The 18,192-nt window shown below is 34.3% G+C and carries 18 protein-coding genes; 14 read left to right on the forward strand and 4 right to left on the reverse strand.

Annotated features, from left to right (window positions below; genetic code table 11):
• Positions 1 to 2: 2 nt before the first annotated feature.
• The 14 genes from OZP11_RS05675 (at position 3) to OZP11_RS05740 (ending at position 11,408) form a co-directional block, all read left to right on the forward strand.
• Positions 3 to 659: an alpha/beta hydrolase gene (locus OZP11_RS05675; RefSeq protein WP_281234254.1), complete on the forward strand. Its 657-nt coding sequence runs from the start codon at positions 3 to 5 to the stop codon at positions 657 to 659.
• A 309-nt stretch (positions 660 to 968) separates the two neighbouring features.
• On the forward strand, positions 969 to 1,463 hold the full coding sequence (locus tag OZP11_RS05680; RefSeq protein ID WP_281234255.1) for a TlpA family protein disulfide reductase: 495 nt from the start codon (positions 969 to 971) through the stop codon (positions 1,461 to 1,463).
• Positions 1,464 to 1,555: 92 nt separating this feature from the next.
• Positions 1,556 to 2,308: a triose-phosphate isomerase gene (gene tpiA / locus OZP11_RS05685; RefSeq protein WP_281234256.1), complete on the forward strand. Its 753-nt coding sequence runs from the start codon at positions 1,556 to 1,558 to the stop codon at positions 2,306 to 2,308.
• 135 nt (positions 2,309 to 2,443) lie between these two features.
• Positions 2,444 to 3,277 carry a 50S ribosomal protein L11 methyltransferase gene (gene prmA, locus OZP11_RS05690; protein ID WP_044047845.1) on the forward strand — a complete coding sequence of 278 codons (834 nt, stop codon included), beginning with the start codon at positions 2,444 to 2,446 and terminating at the stop codon, positions 3,275 to 3,277.
• A gap of 35 nt (positions 3,278 to 3,312) precedes the next feature.
• Positions 3,313 to 3,588 (forward strand): ATP-dependent Clp protease adaptor ClpS, encoded by a 276-nt coding sequence (locus tag OZP11_RS05695; protein WP_281234257.1) that lies wholly within the window; start codon positions 3,313 to 3,315, stop codon positions 3,586 to 3,588.
• A gap of 85 nt (positions 3,589 to 3,673) precedes the next feature.
• Positions 3,674 to 5,191, forward strand: a complete 1,518-nt coding sequence (locus OZP11_RS05700) for a WG repeat-containing protein (protein WP_281234258.1) — start codon at positions 3,674 to 3,676, stop codon at positions 5,189 to 5,191.
• A 110-nt stretch (positions 5,192 to 5,301) separates the two neighbouring features.
• Positions 5,302 to 6,585 (forward strand): sterol desaturase family protein, encoded by a 1,284-nt coding sequence (locus OZP11_RS05705; RefSeq protein WP_281234259.1) that lies wholly within the window; start codon positions 5,302 to 5,304, stop codon positions 6,583 to 6,585.
• Entirely contained in the window at positions 6,582 to 7,256 is a 675-nt protein-coding gene (locus OZP11_RS05710) for a lysoplasmalogenase (protein ID WP_281234260.1), read from the forward strand. Before OZP11_RS05705 ends, OZP11_RS05710 begins: the two co-directional genes overlap by 4 nt.
• Positions 7,257 to 7,381: 125 nt before the next feature.
• Positions 7,382 to 7,831, forward strand: coding sequence for a 2-dehydro-3-deoxyphosphooctonate aldolase (locus tag OZP11_RS05715; protein WP_281234261.1), 450 nt, complete (start codon positions 7,382 to 7,384; stop codon positions 7,829 to 7,831).
• Positions 7,832 to 8,086: 255 nt separating this feature from the next.
• Positions 8,087 to 8,905 carry a 3-deoxy-8-phosphooctulonate synthase gene (gene kdsA / locus OZP11_RS05720; RefSeq protein ID WP_281234262.1) on the forward strand — a complete coding sequence of 273 codons (819 nt, stop codon included), beginning with the start codon at positions 8,087 to 8,089 and terminating at the stop codon, positions 8,903 to 8,905.
• Between the two features lie 21 nt (positions 8,906 to 8,926).
• On the forward strand, positions 8,927 to 9,784 hold the full coding sequence (locus tag OZP11_RS05725; RefSeq protein WP_281234263.1) for a hypothetical protein: 858 nt from the start codon (positions 8,927 to 8,929) through the stop codon (positions 9,782 to 9,784).
• Positions 9,785 to 9,884: 100 nt separating this feature from the next.
• Positions 9,885 to 10,559, forward strand: coding sequence for a YiiX family permuted papain-like enzyme (locus OZP11_RS05730; RefSeq protein WP_281234264.1), 675 nt, complete (start codon positions 9,885 to 9,887; stop codon positions 10,557 to 10,559).
• 88 nt (positions 10,560 to 10,647) lie between these two features.
• Positions 10,648 to 11,100 carry a hypothetical protein gene (locus OZP11_RS05735; protein ID WP_281234265.1) on the forward strand — a complete coding sequence of 151 codons (453 nt, stop codon included), beginning with the start codon at positions 10,648 to 10,650 and terminating at the stop codon, positions 11,098 to 11,100.
• Between the two features lie 5 nt (positions 11,101 to 11,105).
• A complete protein-coding gene (locus OZP11_RS05740) occupies positions 11,106 to 11,408 on the forward strand; it encodes a hypothetical protein (protein ID WP_281234266.1) in 303 nt (100 codons plus the stop codon).
• A gap of 94 nt (positions 11,409 to 11,502) precedes the next feature.
• Here the strand turns inward: OZP11_RS05740 and OZP11_RS05745 are convergent, their stop codons facing one another.
• The 4 genes from OZP11_RS05745 to bglX all read right to left on the reverse strand — a co-directional run bounded on the left by OZP11_RS05745 (position 11,503) and on the right by bglX (position 18,184).
• Positions 11,503 to 12,894: a M20/M25/M40 family metallo-hydrolase gene (locus OZP11_RS05745; RefSeq protein WP_281234267.1), complete on the reverse strand. Its 1,392-nt coding sequence runs from the start codon at positions 12,892 to 12,894 to the stop codon at positions 11,503 to 11,505.
• A gap of 167 nt (positions 12,895 to 13,061) precedes the next feature.
• Positions 13,062 to 14,984: a discoidin domain-containing protein gene (locus OZP11_RS05750; protein WP_281234268.1), complete on the reverse strand. Its 1,923-nt coding sequence runs from the start codon at positions 14,982 to 14,984 to the stop codon at positions 13,062 to 13,064.
• Between the two features lie 28 nt (positions 14,985 to 15,012).
• Complete coding sequence (locus tag OZP11_RS05755) at positions 15,013 to 15,792, reverse strand: glycerophosphodiester phosphodiesterase family protein (RefSeq protein WP_281234269.1); 780 nt, start codon at positions 15,790 to 15,792, stop codon at positions 15,013 to 15,015.
• 91 nt (positions 15,793 to 15,883) lie between these two features.
• Entirely contained in the window at positions 15,884 to 18,184 is a 2,301-nt protein-coding gene (gene bglX / locus OZP11_RS05760) for a beta-glucosidase BglX (protein ID WP_281234270.1), read from the reverse strand.
• Positions 18,185 to 18,192 lie beyond the last annotated feature (8 nt).

The following is an 18,192-nucleotide window of genomic DNA, read 5'->3' on the forward strand; positions in this document are numbered from 1 at the left end:
CAATGAAGAAAACTTTTAATTCTTTTGTTTTTTCCCTTATTCTACTTGGCAGTATTTTCAGTTTCAGCCAGACAAACAAAGACCAGCGTTATATCTTTTTCCTTCACAATAAATTTGTAGAAGAAAACGATTTGAATGTACCTCATCCCGAATATGGTAAAGCCGAATACAATGAAATTTTAGCATCTTTCAGAAAGGATAACTTTATAGTTTACAGCGAAAAAAGAAATAAAAACACGAATGCGGTAAAATATGCAAAAAAGATCGTAAAGCAAGTTCAGGGTTTACTAAAAAAAGGAATTTCACCAGAGAAAATTACGGTAATAGGAACTTCTAAAGGCGGTTATATTGCTCAATATGTCTCGACTTATTTAGCAGATCCAAATGTGAATTTTGTTTTCATCGGTTGTTTTAGAGATATTGATATTGAAGAAATTCCGGATATAAATTTCTGTGGCAACATCCTGACCATTTATGAAAAATCAGATATTTACGGCGTTTCGGCAGTCAGAAGGAAAGAAACTTCTAAACTGAAAGTAAATCATTTTAAAGAAATTGAATTAAATACGAATCTAAAACACGGTTTTCTCTATAAAGCTTTGGACAGCTGGATTGTTCTCTGCAAAAAATGGGCTGAAGGCAATTATGATTTAAAATAACTTTTTCAATCAAAGAAGCATTCAAAATGCCTTCAGTAATTCCATTTTTTTGAAGGCATTTTTCTATTAATCCTGACGTTTTTTTTCCTCAAAAAAACAGAAAACAGAAAAAAAATTTATCATTTTTGAGTCTAACCAAAAAAGGATTCCAAAAATCAGGGGATTTTTACACCTACTATTACGATTTCAGTCCGCTTTTTTCAACCAAAAACTCATGTTTTGTTACAAAACAAAGGACTCTTCAATTTTTGTTAATCTGTATTTCGCTTTCAATTTGTTTGTTTAACTTTGTTCAAAACGATTAATTATATGAAACAAATTGCTTTAATCTTAATAGCATTTATTACTTTTTCATGTTCACAGGCTCAGAAAACAAGTTTTTCTAAAGAAGCTTTATCTGAAAAATTATTAGGAACTGACGATAGTCAGACTGCTTTTAAAAACATCTTAAAAAAATACAAAGGAAAAACACTGGTAATCGAAGTCTGGGCTTCATGGTGTGGTGACTGCGTTAAAGCAATGCCTAAATTAAAGGAATTGCAGGCAAATAATCCTGATGTGTCTTACTTATTTATTTCGGCTGATAAAACAGCTGAAAAATGGAAAGCAGGAATCGAAAAACACGAATTAAAAGGCGATCATTATATGATGAACGACGGAATGAAAGGTCTTTTTGGAAAAGCAATCGACTTAGACTGGATTCCGCGTTACATTATTGTTGACAAAACCGGAAAAATCGTTTTATACCGTGCTATCGAAACTGATTTCGACAAAATAAACTCCACTTTACAATCATTGAAATAATTTTTCAATGCCAATTGCAATGTCAAAATTCAATATCAATTTTGAACTTTGCCTTTACATTTCAAACAAAAAAATAATATAAAACTACCAAAATGAGAAAATCGATTGTTGCAGGAAACTGGAAAATGCATAAAAATGCAGCTCAGACTGAAGAATTATTAAATGAGTTAATTGCTAAAATTCCAGCAAAAACAAATGCACAAGTTATTGTAGCGCCAACTTTTGTAAACTTACAAGCGGCGGCTGCGAAATTAAAAAATACAACTATCGGCGTTTCTGCTCAAAACGTTCACCAGGCCGAAGGCGGTGCTTTTACAGGAGAAATTTCTGCTGATATGTTAACAAGCATTGGTGTAAATACCGTAATCTTAGGCCACTCTGAGCGCAGAGCTATTTTTAACGAAACTGATGCTTTAATCGCTAATAAAGTTGACGTTGCTTTGCATCATGACATGACTGTAATTTTCTGCTTTGGTGAAGAATTAAAAGACCGTCAGTCTGGAAATCACTTCAACATTGTTGAAAACCAATTACGCGATGGAGTTTTCCATATTGCAAAAGAATCATGGTCTAAAATTGTTTTAGCTTATGAGCCGGTTTGGGCTATTGGAACAGGAGAAACTGCGTCGCCAGAGCAGGCTCAGGAAATGCACGAATTTATTAGAGAAACTATCCGTAAAACTTTTGGAGCTGAAATCGCTGACGAAGTTTCTATTTTATACGGTGGTTCTGTAAAACCGGAAAACGCAAAAGAAATCTTCTCTAAACCAGACGTAGACGGTGGTTTAATTGGAGGTGCTGCTTTAAAAGCTGACGATTTCTTAGCTATTGTTACCGCTATCTAATTTTTTAGATTTTAGATTTAAAAATTCTTCCATAAAAAAGCGTTCGCACAAGCGAACGCTTTTTTTCGTATTGGAATTTGGAATTTTTAAATTGAAATTTATAATTTAAGAATTACCTTTGCAAAAATTTTTTTTATGTCAAATATATATTTAGGATATCACTTTACGATTGAGCCAAAAGAACTTGGATCAGAAATTTTAGTTGCTGAACTGGGCGAAAAGGCGTTCGAAAGTTTTACAGAAACAGAAAACGGAATCTCAGCTTTTGTGAAGAAGGATTTATGGGATGAAAATATCCTGGATGATATTTATATTTTACAATCGGAAGAGTTTAAAATTGAATATACAATTGAAGAGATCGATCAGGTAAACTGGAACGAAGAATGGGAAAAAAACTTTGAACCAATTGATGTAGACGGAAAATGCCACGTTCGTGCTCCTTTTCACGAAAAAACCGATGCTGAATTTGACATTGTAATCGAACCTAAAATGAGTTTTGGAACCGGACATCATGAAACCACTCACATGATGATTCAGCATTTACTCGAAATGGATGTAAAAGGTTTAAAAACCCTTGATATGGGATGCGGAACGGCAATTTTGGCAATTTTAGCCGAAATGAAAGGCGCTGAGCCAATCGACGCAATTGATATTGATAACTGGTGCTACCTTAACTCTATCGAAAATGCCGAACGCAATAATTGTAAACATATCAGCGTTTATGAGGGCGATGCTGCTTTGCTGGCAGGCAAAAAATACGATTTGATTATTGCCAATATCAACAGAAATATTTTGTTGAATGATATGCAGGCGTATGTTGACAGTTTAAACCCAAAAGGAATTATACTGTTCAGCGGATTCTATGAAGAAGACATTCCTTTTATCGATGCTTCGTGTACTGAAAAAGGATTAACGTATGTTAAAAAGTTACAAAGAAACAACTGGGTTTCATTAAAATACGTAAATTAGATATAGTAATTACAAAGTACAAAAACTAAAAAAAGATGAGTACTAAAGAGAAAATTAGAGAAAAAGTCCGCGAGAAAGAAGCGGCTGTATTCAATAACGAAATCATTATGTATAACGACGATGTAAATACATTTGACCATGTTATTGATACGCTGATGCGCGTTTGCGACCATACAGCCGAACAAGCTGAACAATGTTCCTTAATTGTACATTACAACGGAAAATGCACTGTAAAAACGGGGCCGCTCGACAAATTAAAACCTCAATGTACACAACTTCTGGAAGCTGGTCTAAGCGCGGAAATTGTTTAATTTATTAATAATTTAAAAACGCATTCTGTTTTGTTCTATACTAGAATCAAACAGAATGCGTTTTTATTTGAGTAAATTTAAAATTATGAGAAATATCTTATTTTTTGTTTTGTTGTTTTTATCTTTTAATTTAAAAGGCCAGACTAAATTTGAACCTCTCCGAAAACAGTTAATCGAAAATAAAACCTATGAATATGTTTATAAGTTTGAAAACAATCATGCGGTTTTTAGAACCTTTAAAGGAAAAATGGGATTAATTGATTCTGTTGGAAATGTGATTATTAAACCCACTTACGAGTATATAGATAATAAAAGAGATCTTAAAAACATTTTTGAAGCTGGCATCATAATAAACAAAAAACATAAAAGAGGATTTATTGATTTACAAGGCAAAGTAAAAATTCCTTTTGAGTACGAAGATGTTTTTTATATGGGAAATAATCTTGTTCATATTTCAAATAGCAGTAAAAGCGGGGTTGTAGATACCGAAAACAAAACCATTCTGCCTGCTAAGTATGATCATATTATGAATGATGATGGCATTTTATTTGTACAAACCGGAAATTCTCTTGATTTGTATGATTCGTCAGGCAAACAAATCACGAATTTTAAAGCCGCAGATATAGATTATTTTAAATTTAAAAAATCTATTGTCAAGCTTCAAAACAAAAACACTTTTATAATTGATCCTCTGGGAAATATCGTTTTAAATTCAGTTAAAGACCATCAGTTCGAAAGAGTAATTGCACCGGATACTTATATCATTATCAATACCATTACAAAGAAAAAAGGAATTATAAATTCTTCCGGACAATACGAAATCGAATGTAAATACGATGACATCTCGCCTTCTAATTCAATTTATATTGTCAAAAATAATGAAAAATACGGTTTTGCAGATAAAAAGGATTCAGTTCTGAAACCCTTAATTTATGATGGCCTATACAGAGCTTTTCATAAAAGAGACAGTATTTCATTTAGAAACCAATATAATGTCTCTAAGGGAGATCTGAGAGGTATTATAAATCCATTTTTGGAGAAGGATGTAATTCCGGTTTCGTACAAACACGTCGAACAGTTTTCGAATTATTACATTACTACAAACTCAGAAAATAAAAACGGATTGTTTGCTACAGAAGGTCAGGTTATAATTCCGGAAGAGTATGACTTTTACAATGCTGCCCAAAATAAAATTTTCGCGGTAAAAGATTCAAAGAATTACCTTCTTACTGTCGAGAATAAAAGCTTTAGTGAAATAGAAATTCCAACCGGCCAATTTGTTTTAAAGAAAACATTCTCTTTCGGTGGTTTTTCAAAAAGTAATTATCAAATTTTTAAGGACAAAAATAAATTTGGCATTTTTAGTAATCAAAACAAAATTGTGATTCCAGCAGAATACGATGCAATCACAGAAATTTATGGTACAGGAGAATTTATTGTAAAGAAAAACAATAAGTACGGCGTTGTAAATTCAGACAATAAGATACTGCTGGAATTAAAATACGATTCATTTCAAATCATAAAAGAATCCGTGCGATTTAAAATAAAAAACCAGAAAATACCAAAGCATTATCCTGTAAAATTGCCATTTTTACCGGAATAAAAACATTTTTACTTTCAATCTAAATAACACATTTAAAACTGTTTAATTGCAAATAATTCAAAATGCATTCTATTTTATTATATATTTGAACGAAATAGAAGGTGTTTTTTATGGAAGAGTACGGAAAGATATTAATTATCGCTATGCCGGTTTTTTTAGCGTTAATTATCTTCGAAAAGATTTACGGCATTTATAAAAAGAACGACACTGCTCCGTTAATCGACAGTGTATCGAGCATCAGCTCCGGAATTACCAATTCGGTCAAAGATGTTTTAGGGCTAAGTGTTACTTTTCTTTCTTACGAATGGCTGGTTTCAAAAATTGCTTTGCAGCATCTTGAGCCGAGCATTCTCTCCTACTTTATTGCTTTCTTTGTCATCGATTTTTATGGGTACTGGAGCCATCGATTTGCCCATCAAATCAATTTTTTCTGGAACAAACACGCTATTCATCACAGCAGCGAAGAATTTAATCTTGCCTGTGCACTGCGCCAGCCCATCGCAAGTCTGATTAATTTGTTCACGTTTCTGCTGATTCCGGCAGCTTTGCTTGGTGTTCCGGCTTCGGTAATTGCGATTACCTTACCGCTTCATTTGTTTTTGCAGTTTTGGTATCATACCAAACACATCAAAAAAATGGGGTTTCTTGAACACATTATTGTAACGCCTTCGCATCATCGTGTGCATCATGCTGTTAATCCCGAATATTTAGATAAAAACCATTCGCAGATATTCATTTTCTGGGACAAGCTTTTTGGAACTTTTCAGGAAGAATTAGACGATGTTCCTCCTGTTTTTGGCATTACAAGACCAGCCGGCACCTGGAACCCTATAAAGATTAATTTTCAGCATTTGTCTTTACTTATAAAAGATGCCTGGCGTGCCGAAAAATGGAAAGACAAACTGACAATTTGGTTTAAACCAACGGGATGGCGTCCTGAAAATTTTGAAGAAAAATATCCGGTTCATAAAATAGAAAATGTCTATGAATTTGATAAATACGGCACTCAAAACTCTCAAAAACTTATTTATTGGTCGGTTACACAAATGCTGATTACGCTTTTATTTGTGAGTTATCTTTTTGACCATATTGCCGCAATTGGACTTCCGAATATCTTTGTTTATGGATTTTTTATTTTTATTACTATTTACAGCAGCGCCGAATTAATGGATAAAAGCAGATTTGCCGTTATGTGGGAAGGTTTCAGGTTTTTGACTGCTGTAAGCATTATAGCTTTTTATGGCGATTGGTTTGGTTTAAGTACAGTTTTCTCTTTCAGTAATTATATACTAGTAAGCTATTTGGTTTTATCCTTTTCAGCTTCGATTTATTTTGTAACTGTGGATTTTAAAACCAACCTAACCCCCTCCATAAAATCACCAATTGTACAATGAAAAATTCAACATTTTTTAAAATTTACCTTGCGTTCAGTGCTCTGTATCTTATTTTTTTATTTTTAGGATATGAAAGTTTAGACTGCTATTTAAAACCCGTTTTAATTCCTTTATTAAGTTTAGGCGTATATTTTAATAAAAAATTCGCAACCCGAAAACTTCTTTTAACCGCTTTGTTGTTTGCCTGGATTGGCGACGTAATTCTTATTTTCTCAGACATAGCCGAAATTTATTTTATTTTAGGACTTGTCTCTTTTTTAATCTCACACATCATCTATTGCATACTTTTTAACCGGCAGATTAAAGAAAAAATCAAACAAAAACTTTCCTTTCTTATCATCGGAAGTATTTTAATCGCCTGCTACCTCATCGCAATGCTTTCAGTATTACTGCCTGTTTTAGGCGATTTACGAATTCCGGTAATGGTTTATGCCTGTGTTATATCGGTTATGCTTTTATTTGCTTACAACGGACTTTTAATCTGGTCTAAGCCGGCAAACCAGCTGGTGTTTTTTGGTGCACTTGTTTTTGTAATTTCAGACAGCATTCTGGCTGTCAACAAGTTTTATTCACCCATTGCGAAAAGTTCCTTTTTTATAATGCTGACTTATCTTGTGGCACAATATCTGATTGTTTCCGGTATTGTAAAACTGAATCTGAAAAAAGAATAAAAAACAGATTCTTTTTTTTCACAGATTACAAAATGACGTAAAATTTCCTTAAAAATCTTTTCGGCCTGCGGTAATCTGTGATAAAAAACCTTTTACATTTGTAAGACCAAACCAATCAATAAACCATGAAAAAATTACTCTTTTTCGTTATTTTAATACTTATCGCAACATCTTGTATCAGCACAAAATCTACCTTAAAAAATGTTGACGATAATGCTCCGGATTTAGTTCTGGGCAAAAACAACACCTTTGTTATTTCGTTATTCAGCAAAGACAAAAAATACGGTTACGATCCTGATTATCCGGTAAATATATTTTTTAGAAACACAAGAGATGAAGCATCAAATGAAGTTCGTTTTCTAAATGCTTTAGCGGGACCAAATGGTGAAAAAATCACTTATAAACGTTTGGAGACCTGCTGCCCTTTTCCAACCAAAAGAAGCGATATGGGAGCCGGATTTTTAAATGTTTACGAATTAACCTGGGAAGGGCAGAAAAAGCCTGTTACACTCTATCTCAATATTTATGAAAAAGGAATTTTAATGGTTCCGATGGGACTGACATTACAGAAATAAATCAATTTTATAAGATTTGATTAAAAACCAGCAAATCCTCTTTTTTCTTAATCCTAAATTAAAATAGGCAGAAAAAAGAGGATTTGCTCTTTTATTTAATACGATATTATTTATAATTTAAAAAACCGAAGCGTTTAAAAATTTAAAATAAGAAAAATACTTCAATTTTAACATTTTCTGCTCTTAAAATAATCTTAAATCTTCATCTGCTATTCATAAATCATAACTACCTTTGCATTGCAAAAAAATAATTTTATGAACTTACAGCATATTCCACAAATCAAGCATACTGAGAGCGGGAATTTCTTTTTATTGGCGGGTCCCTGCGCTATTGAAGGAGAAGAAATGGCTCTTAGAATTGCTGAGAAATTAGTTGGTATTACCAACGATCTTCAAATCCCTTATGTATTTAAAGGATCTTTTAAAAAAGCAAACCGTTCGAGAATTGACAGTTTCTCTGGAATTGGAGACGAAAAAGCTTTAAAAATTTTAAGAAAAGTTTCTGAAACTTTCCATGTGCCAACAGTTACGGATATTCACACAAACGAGGATGCTGAAAAAGCAGCTCAATATGTTGATGTTTTACAAATTCCTGCATTTTTAGTTCGTCAGACTGATTTAGTTGTGGCAGCTGCTAATACCGGAAAAACAGTTAACCTGAAAAAAGGACAATTTATGAGCCCTGAAAGCATGAAACATGCTGTACAGAAAGTCTTAGACTGTAACAATGAGAATGTTATGGTTACAGACCGTGGTACTATGTTTGGTTATCAGGACATGATTGTCGATTTTAGAGGAATCCCTACTATGCAGCAATATGCTTCTACGGTTCTGGATGTTACGCATTCGCTGCAGCAGCCAAACCAGACAGCAGGAGTTACAGGAGGAAGACCGGATATGATCGAAACGGTAGCCAAAGCTGGTATTGCAGTTGGTGTAGACGGTATATTTATTGAAACGCATTTCGATCCTGCAAATGCAAAAAGTGATGGCGCTAACATGCTTCATTTAGATTACTTCGAAGGTTTAATGAAGAAATTAGTAGCTATTAGAAAAACAGTTAACTCATTCTAATAATTATAATACTCAAGTTCTTTGAAAACAAAATTTTTATTTTTCTTTCTGGCTTGTGTTTCTTTAAACACATTTGCCCAGGAGGAAATCGAAGTACAAAAATACACTGCGCATAATAAAGGAAAATTCTTTGTTTCGTGGGGTGGTAACAGAGAAAGTTATTCAAAATCTGATGTAACTTTTAAAGGGAAAGATTACAACTTTACAGTTGAAAACATGAGAGCTCATGATAAACCAAAAGGATGGCACATAGATTACATCAATCCGGTTAACATGACTATTCCACAGACAAATTTAAAGATTGGTTATTTTGTGAGCGATCATTACAGTGTTGCCATTGGTGTTGACCACATGAAATATGTGATGACGCAGAACCAGACAGCGAATGTTACCGGAAGAATTAATTTACCGGAAGGTGCGCCTGGAGCGGTTTACAACGGAGAGAATTACAACAAAACACCTGTTAACTTTACTGATGAAACATTCCTGACATATGAGCACACAGATGGTTTGAACTATATTAATACTGAAATTGCAAGACATGACGATATTTCAAAACTGTTCAGACTGCCTAATACAGATAAATTTCAGATTAATTTAGTTGAAGGTATCGGAGGCGGTGTTTTATATCCTAAAACCAATACAAAACTTTTAGGAAAAGAGCGTCATGATGATTTTCACATTTCCGGTTATGGTTTGTCTGCAAAAGCAGCTCTTAACTTAACTTTCTTTAAATATTTTTATATTCAGGGTGAATTAAAAGGAGGTTACATTGATATGCAGGATATTAAAACTACTGTAAGCAATGAAGATAAGGCTTCTCAGCACTTTTTCTTTCTGCAGAGAATTCTTACTGTAGGAGGTATATTTAGAATATAATGTATTGAAAAATATATTTACAAAAATAGCTGTCATTTTATTTGGCAGCTATTTTTTTTATTATTTACTTTGCAACTCAAAGTACTTTAATATATGCTTTATGAAAACTAAAAAATACCTGTTTCCGCTTATCACTTTCATCCTTAGTTTTGGATGTGCTTTATTTGTGGCTGTAAAAGTTTTTCCAAATAATCCGTTTACAGGAAATAAGCAGGAAAAGACTGCTGCAAGTAAGTTTAAAGATGGTGACATTATTTTTCAAACCTCAGAATCAAAACAATGTGAAGCAGTTCGTATTGCTACGAATTCCAAATTTTCGCATTGCGGCATTATTTACGATATAAACGGGAAATGGTTTGTTTTTGAAGCGGTACAGCCTGTTAAACTAACGCCTGTTGAAGACTGGATCAAACACGGAAAAGGAAGTAAATATGTGGTGAAAAGATTAAAAAATGACAGCGTTTTAAATCCGGAAGTTTTACAGAAGATGAAAAACTACAGCCAGCAGTTTGACGGTAAAGAATATGATGCGTATTTTGAATGGACAGACAACAGAATCTATTGTTCTGAATTAGTATGGAAGATTTATAAAAATGCCGCAGGAATCGAACTTTCGAAATTGCGTGAAATGAAAGAATTTAATTTAAATGATCCGAGAGTTCAGAAAATACTAAAAGAGCGTTACGGAAATAACATTCCGTTAGATGAAAAAGTCGTTGCTCCTTCTGATCTTGCCGATTCTAATTTACTTAAAACTATATCTGACAATTATTAATTTAATGAAATGCCGGTTCATTCTTATTGCCGGCTTTTTATTTACTTTTTTACTTTGAATTTCAAAGAACTTTTTTAAAAAGCATTTTATGAGAGATTTTTTAATTGAGAAATTGTATGAATGTTCTAAACAGCCGTATCAAAAATACTTCAAAAAGAATACACCCTGGAATATTGATAAAACGGCTTTGATGAATTATCCTGAAGAAAGCTTGGGATACGGTTTAGGAAATTTTCTATTTAAAAATCATTTTGACATTCAGGAAAAACTGGAGGATCATGACATCATTCATGTATTGACCAATACCGGAATTACAGTTTATGAAGAAATCGGGATGCAGTATTATCTGCTTGGAAACGGAAAGAAAAGCCTGTATCTGTTTATGGTTATTTTATCCGGAACCCTGTTTTACCCTAAAAGAATTAACTATTTCATTGAGCAGTACAAAAGAGGAAAACAGGCGCATTCTTTTCATTATCTGGATTTCTCTAAAATGCTTTTTATATCTGTCAGTACTATTCAACAATCTTTTAATATTTAAAAATCATGAAAACGATTCACAAATCTTTTGAAGAAAAACAATCTCTTGAATTAGCAGCGGGCACATTTATCATCAGTACCCTTTTGTTTGCATTTTATATTATTTCTAATGAAAGTCCGACTGTTTTAATCATTGCGTGGCCTTTTGCTCTGTCTGCAATAATTGTAAATTCTATAATGTTATTTCATCTGACAGAACGATTTATTCATCTGCCTCAACAACGAAAAGATATTGGTTTTAAGATTCTAATGCTCATTTCGAATATTCCGGTTACGCTTTTGTATTATCTGGTTGTAATGAAGCTTTAATTCTTCTTTTACACATTGTATTTAGATAACTTTTAGAACAAAAAAAGCTGCAAGTAAACCTGCAGCTTTTTAGAATATTTTGTATTTTAAAATTTTAATTTGAAGTTGGAAGCGTAATTCCGTTTTGATCAATTAAATACATTAACGTAGTCATTGTAGCCGCTCCCAATTCAAGCTCTCTTTTGTTGATAGCATCAAATTTATCGTTTGCTGCGTGGTGGTAATCAAAATAACGCTGTGAATCTGGTTTTAAACCTGCTTTAACAATCGCTTGTGAGGTTAAATGACTGATATCTGAACCTGCATGTCCAATTGTAAAACTGTGTACTAAGTAAGGTTCAAAAAGATCCTTATATCCTTGTATTTTTTTCAGGTTTGCATCATCAGCTTCAATAGAGAATCCTCTGGGAGAAAATCCTCCTGAATCACTTTCCAGAGCAAAAATGTGGTTCTCTTTATTTTGTTTTGAAACTTCTTCGTATTTGGCACCGCCTTTTCCTCCGTTTTCTTCATTCATAAATAATACAACGCGAATTGTATTTTTAGGTTTGTAGTTCAGGTTTTTAAGAATACGAAGTACTTCCATACTCTGCACCACTCCTGCTCCATCATCATGCGAACCATCTGCTAAATCCCAAGAATCTAAGTGTCCGCCCACAACCATAATGTTTTGAGGAGTTACCGTTCCGGTTAATTCACCAATTACGTTGTATGATAATGCATCTGGCAGAGTCTGGCAGGATTGTTTGAAATAAAATTTTAAAGCCGGATTTACTTTTAAAGATTTGCTTAATAATTCAGCCCCGTTTGTACTGATCGCTGCGGTTGGAATGTACTCTTCTTTTGGCAGATCGCCATAACTCTGTGCTCCTGTATGAGGAAAATCATCTAAGCGTAAATTCATTGAGCGAACAATTGTTCCTACAGCGCCCAGTTTTGCCGCTTCTTTTGCTCCTGCATATCTTTGGTCAACACAAGCACCATACGATGTAAATGTTTCTATATTTTCAGGATTCATTGGTCTGTTGTAAAACACAATTTTACCTTTTACTTTATCAGCTCCTAATTCGGCTAATTCTTTAATTCCCTGAACTTCTATTACCTCAGCAGTCAGACCTGTTTTTGGCGTAGCAACAGAACCTCCTAATGCACAGATTGGCACATTGGTTTTTACTTTTCCGTCTAATAGATAAGCCGTTTCTTTTTCGCCGCGAACCCAGTGAGGAACCATAACTTCCTGAAGATATACTTTATCTAAACCAAGATTTTCTAATTGTCTTTTAGTGTATTCTACAGCTTCTGCAGCACCTTTAGATCCAGATAATCGGCTTCCGATATCGTTAGATAAATACTCCAGCCAGGAATAACATTTGGCTTCGGTTAAGGCTTTTTTGTAAAATAATTTAATGTTTTTTTCATCATTTGACTGAGCAAAAGATGTCAATCCGTTTAAAACCAGAGCAGTTAAAAGAATCGTTTTTTTCATAGTTTTTATAACATTTTGGGTTATGTTCCGCTTTTTGGGTTACCTCACAAAGAAACAAAATTTCTTACGAACTGTCGAAGTTTTTCGACAGCCATTTCACAAAAAAAGCTCTAATTGCAGATTCTTCAATTTGCAATTAGAGCTTTTATACATTTATCAAATAAAATTTATTTTACTTCGATAATCTTATTTTTAACGCCAATTCCGTTTTCGTTAAAGGCTTCGATCGTAAAATAATATTTTGTGCCTTTGTCAAGACCTCTAAAATCATACGTATTGTCTCCATACACCATAATGCTGTTGTACAACTTATCAGGCGTAATTCCGTAATAAATATTATATCCTACAGCATCATTTTGTTTCTTCCATGAAATCATAGCATTTCTAGAATCGGTTTTGTTTCTGTCTACTTTAAATGCCGAAACTGCTTTTGGTTTTTCGGATAATCCATTTCCAAAAACCCTGAAATCTGAAATTGCAAACAATCCTGATGCATTATGAATGTTTTCCATCTTGATATAACGTGCTTTGATTGATTTTGTAAGTTCTACATAATCGTGCGGTGCATCTTTATCGTTTCTAGATTTGTCTACAACCAATGTCCAGTTTACAGCATCATCAGACATGAATATTTTGTATTGGTAATAAATATCCATTGCTTTATTAAACTGCGTGGCTTTATGATCGGCGTAATTGATTTGAAGTGCATTGATTTCCATTTGTCTTCCTAAATCCATCTGAAGCCATTCGCCGGGATTGCTTGTTTTTGCAGACCAGTAGGTTTGAATGTTTTCATCGGTTAAATTCTCAGGTCCGTAACAGAATTTTTCATAGACTTTTTTCCCTCCGTTATCCATTCGGTGCGTTTCTACTTCCATGCATTCTTCAGAAGAAGAAACGGTTACAGGTTTTTTATATGAAAGTAACATCCATCCAGATGAAGCTCCTTTTGTCTGATCGCGCTGGCTTGTTGGTAATACAATTGGAAAATCACCGTAAGCTGTAATAGAATACATTACATCATCTTTATCAAATCCGGCAGGAAACATATCGATACGACGCTCAAAACGGTCTTTAATCGAAATTTTACACGTTCCTGTATTCCAGTAATTTCCGTAATTATCTGCAAAGGTATTTCCGTGTCCGGCTCCAATTACGAATCCGCCCGGTTTGTATGACATCGGGTTGTGTTTTTGATAGGTAAATGGCCCTAACGGATTATCGCCAACATGAACACCATTTGCATATCCTTTAAATTCAGTTGCCGGTGCACCGTACTGCATATAATATTTTCCGTTGTGTTTGGTCATCCAGGCGCCTTCAATAAAATTGCCCCACGGTGCAGGTTCCATGTCATTGTTTGGACCAAAACGTTCCCATCCGTGTGCAGAAGGATCAAGAATCGCTACTTCTTTAATTTGTCCATAAGGTTTTTGAATATCTTCTACCTCTGTAGCTTTGTACAATGCTGCATAATCAGCCTGATTTCCTTTTGGAAGCCATGTATTGTAGTCAACCTCAACTCCCACTAAGGGTAATTTTCCGCTGGAACCGTAATACATGTAGACTTTTTTGTCATCATCCTGAAAAATAGCAGGATCCCAGGTTGGCAGCATAGCTTTGTCTACATGACGTGTCCATCTTCCTGATTTTGGATCGGCTGTTTTCCAGATTGGATGATCTCTTTTCCAGGTTGAACCTACGTAAAACAAAGTATCATTTACCACCCACGCTGCAGGAGCACACTGATCATCGTCTCCCGGTTCTCTCTGGAAACTTCCGTAAACAAAATTCCAGTCAGACATGTCTTTACTCCAAAAGAAACCTGCCTGATTGGTTGCAAATAAATAATATTCATTCTTGTAGGTAATAATCACAGGATCTGCACTTGAACGGCGGGATTCCGGAATTCTGTTGTGATTATGGGTTGTATAATTATACCCAATATTAATTGGATTACAGTAGGTTGCTGCAGGTTTTGCAGGATCGAACCATTCGGTTTTTCCAATGGTTTTCTGTGCCAAAAGATTGTTAGCGGAAAGCACCAGCAATAAAATGGGAAGTGTAAGTTGTTTATATATTTTTTTCATGGTAAGATTTTTTGTAAAGTCTGAAAGTCTATTTTTTCACTTTTAATCTTTCTTGTAAAAGTTCCGGTTCGTTTGTGGTAATGTAATTGAATTTGTGATCTATAAGCCAATCCATATCTGAAGCTTCATTTACAGTCCAGGCGTTCAGGATAATTTTGTTGTCTTTGGCTTCTTTTATCCATTCCGGATGTTTTTTAAAAACCGAATAATGATAATCAACGCCGTTAATTTTATCTGATTTTACTTCCTTTGGGGATTTATTTCCTTCTAAATACTGCAGAGAAGTTTTAGAATCTATCGATCTGATTTTTTTTAGGATATCATAATCAAAACTGATGTAGCAGGTATTTTTATCGGCTTTTAATTTTTTAATGGTTTCGACTGCTGCTACACCCGTTTTTTGTCCTCTTTCTTTACTAATTTCCGAAGGTTTTATTTCGCAGACTAAAAGTGTGTGCTTGTTGTTTCGCTTCCCTTCTGAAATGTACTCATAAAGCGTTGGCAGTTTTTCTCCGTTTGAAAGTTTAAATTTTATCAAATCGGCATAATTGTTTTCTTCTATCAACAATTTGTTATAGTGTGCATCATGATTAATTACAAGCGAATCATCAGCCGTTCTCCAGACATCAAATTCTGAGCCCGGTAATTTTAAATCAATCGCGTGTCGTAAAGCTGCGATCGAATTTTCCGGAAGGTTATTTTTTTTCCATGCACCGCGATGGGCTACAATGGCGTTCTTTTGTGCATTACAGACAGAACAAATTATAAAAAACACAAAAACGGAACTAAATATTTTTAAAGTATTCATATTAATCGTAGTTAAAAAATTACAAAAAAGGCTCTTTATTTTAGAAAAAAAGCCCTCCAAACGAAGGGCTTTTCACTAATCAATAAACCAACTATTTAGTTAACTCAAAACTAACTTTCTTGTCGGCAGCCGAATTTCCTCCAATGAAGATATCAAACTGTCCAGGCTCTGCTACAAACTTTAAATCAGAGTTATAAAATTTTAAATCTTCAACAGTAATGTCAAAACTTACTGTTTGTTTTTCACCTTTTTTAAGTGCTATTTTTTGGAAACCTTTCAATTCTCTAACTGGTCTTGTTACTGAACCAACTAAATCTCTAATGTATAACTGAACTGTTTCTTTTCCATCAAAATTTCCGGTATTGGTTACATCAACTGTTACTTTCAATTTGCCGCTGAAATTCATTTTATCAGAAGAAATTTTAAGGTTTGAATAATCAAAAGTGGTGTAGCTTAATCCAAATCCGAATGGGTATAATGGTTCGTTTCTTTCGTCAATATAATTTGATCTAAATTTTTCGAATTTCCCTTCTGTGTTAGAAAGCGGTCTTCCTGTGTTTTTACTTGCATAGTAAATTGGCAATTGGCCTACGCTTCTTGGGAAAGTAGAAGTTAGTTTTCCTGAAGGGTTAACATCTCCAAATAAAACATCAGCAATCGCATAACCTGCTTCTGTACCGGCAAACCAAACATTTAAAATTGCAGGAACTGTTTTACTTTCGTCAGTAATAACTAACGGACGTCCATCAAATAAAACTAAAACAACCGGTTTTCCAGTTTTTAATAATGCGTTTAATAAATCTTTTTGAGATTGCGGGATTTCTAAGTTTGTACGGCTGCTTGATTCTCCACTCATTTCTGCAGATTCTCCTAAAGCGGCTACAATTACATCTGACTGCTCGGCTACTTTTAAAGCTTCTGCTAATAATTCTTCTTTTGAACGTGAATCACGGTGTAATGTTTTTCCAAACATGGTTGCGTTGGTTTCAAAAGTTTCATCGTAATCTAAGTTGCTTCCTTTTGCATATAATACTTTTGTTCCTGCTCCGGCTACTTCTTTAATACCTCTTAATAACGAAACGGCATTTTCCATTTTTGTAGCTACACTCCAGGTTCCCGGCATGTTTTCTTTTGCATCTGCCAAAGGTCCGATTAAACCAATTGTTCCTGATTTTTTAAGCGGTAATACCTGATTTTGGTTTTTTAATAATACCAAAGACTGTGCTGCAATGTCACGTGCCTCTTTTCTGCTGTCTGCTGTAAAGATTTCTGTTTTTGCTCTTTTCTCGTCACAGTATTTGTAAGGATCCTGGAATAATCCTAAATCGTATTTTGCTTCTAAAATAAGTTTTACAGCATTGTCGATTGTTTCGATTTTTACTTTTCCTTCATCCAACGATTTTTTTAAAGTTCCTAAGAAACCTTCTCCAACCATATCCATTTCAACTCCAGCGTTTAATGCTAAAGCCGAAACTTGCTGTAAATCGCCCATTCCGTGTTCGATCATTTCAGGAATTCCTGTGTAATCTGTAACTACGAAACCTTTAAAGCCCCATTGTTTTCTTAAAATATCCGTCATTAACCACTTGCTTCCTGTTGCAGGGATTCCGTCAACTTCGTTAAAAGAAGCCATTACAGAACCTACACCGGCATCAACAGCCGCTTTGTAAGGAGGAAAATAATCATTAAACATTCTTATATGGCTCATGTCTACTGTATTATAATCACGTCCTCCCTCAGGAGCTCCGTATAATGCAAAGTGCTTAACACAGGCTAAAATTGAATTGTTTTTAGAAAGATCGTGCTGCTGGTAACCGTTTACCATTGCTTTTGCAATCTGGCTTCCTAGGTACGGATCTTCTCCTGAACCTTCAGAAACTCTTCCCCATCTTGGATCGCGTGAAACGTCAACCATTGGAGAGAATGTCCAGTTGATTCCGTCTGCACTGGCTTCTTTAGCAGCGATTTGGGCACTTCTTTCTATTAATCCCATATCCCATGTACAAGACAATCCTAACGGAATTGGGAATGTAGTTTCGTAACCGTGAATTACATCCATACCAAAAAGCAGCGGAATTTTTAAACGGCTTTTTTCAACCGCAATTTTCTGTACTTCTTTAATTTTTTGTACTGATTTTATGTTGAACAAACCGCCCACTTTTCCTTCAGCAATATTTTTTGCAACATTCGAGCTATTGCCCTGTCCTGTTGTAATATCTCCGGATGTTGGTAAATTTAACTGCCCTAATTTTTCATCTAATGTCATTTTTGACATTAATTCTGCTACAAACTCCGACTTAGGTTTAATTTTCACTGTACTTTTTGTGCTCTTTTTTTGAGCGTAACCCAAAACAGCACATCCTAAAAAAAGTAAGACTAATTTGTTTTTCATTCTATTTA

The organism is Flavobacterium gelatinilyticum, from assembly GCF_027111295.1.
GTDB lineage: Bacteria > Bacteroidota > Bacteroidia > Flavobacteriales > Flavobacteriaceae > Flavobacterium > Flavobacterium gelatinilyticum.

Coding starts and splice junctions, on each gene's coding strand:
- OZP11_RS05675 (WP_281234254.1), top strand. CDS start 3: ATGAAGAAAACTTTTAATTCTTTTGTTTTTTCCCTTATTCTACTTGGC.
- OZP11_RS05680 (WP_281234255.1), top strand. CDS start 969: ATGAAACAAATTGCTTTAATCTTAATAGCATTTATTACTTTTTCATGT.
- tpiA (WP_281234256.1), top strand. CDS start 1,556: ATGAGAAAATCGATTGTTGCAGGAAACTGGAAAATGCATAAAAATGCA.
- prmA (WP_044047845.1), top strand. CDS start 2,444: ATGTCAAATATATATTTAGGATATCACTTTACGATTGAGCCAAAAGAA.
- OZP11_RS05695 (WP_281234257.1), top strand. CDS start 3,313: ATGAGTACTAAAGAGAAAATTAGAGAAAAAGTCCGCGAGAAAGAAGCG.
- OZP11_RS05700 (WP_281234258.1), top strand. CDS start 3,674: ATGAGAAATATCTTATTTTTTGTTTTGTTGTTTTTATCTTTTAATTTA.
- OZP11_RS05705 (WP_281234259.1), top strand. CDS start 5,302: ATGGAAGAGTACGGAAAGATATTAATTATCGCTATGCCGGTTTTTTTA.
- OZP11_RS05710 (WP_281234260.1), top strand. CDS start 6,582: ATGAAAAATTCAACATTTTTTAAAATTTACCTTGCGTTCAGTGCTCTG.
- OZP11_RS05715 (WP_281234261.1), top strand. CDS start 7,382: ATGAAAAAATTACTCTTTTTCGTTATTTTAATACTTATCGCAACATCT.
- kdsA (WP_281234262.1), top strand. CDS start 8,087: ATGAACTTACAGCATATTCCACAAATCAAGCATACTGAGAGCGGGAAT.
- OZP11_RS05730 (WP_281234264.1), top strand. CDS start 9,885: ATGAAAACTAAAAAATACCTGTTTCCGCTTATCACTTTCATCCTTAGT.
- OZP11_RS05735 (WP_281234265.1), top strand. CDS start 10,648: ATGAGAGATTTTTTAATTGAGAAATTGTATGAATGTTCTAAACAGCCG.
- OZP11_RS05740 (WP_281234266.1), top strand. CDS start 11,106: ATGAAAACGATTCACAAATCTTTTGAAGAAAAACAATCTCTTGAATTA.
- OZP11_RS05745 (WP_281234267.1), bottom strand. CDS start 12,894: ATGAAAAAAACGATTCTTTTAACTGCTCTGGTTTTAAACGGATTGACA.
- OZP11_RS05750 (WP_281234268.1), bottom strand. CDS start 14,984: ATGAAAAAAATATATAAACAACTTACACTTCCCATTTTATTGCTGGTG.
- OZP11_RS05755 (WP_281234269.1), bottom strand. CDS start 15,792: ATGAATACTTTAAAAATATTTAGTTCCGTTTTTGTGTTTTTTATAATT.
- bglX (WP_281234270.1), bottom strand. CDS start 18,184: ATGAAAAACAAATTAGTCTTACTTTTTTTAGGATGTGCTGTTTTGGGT.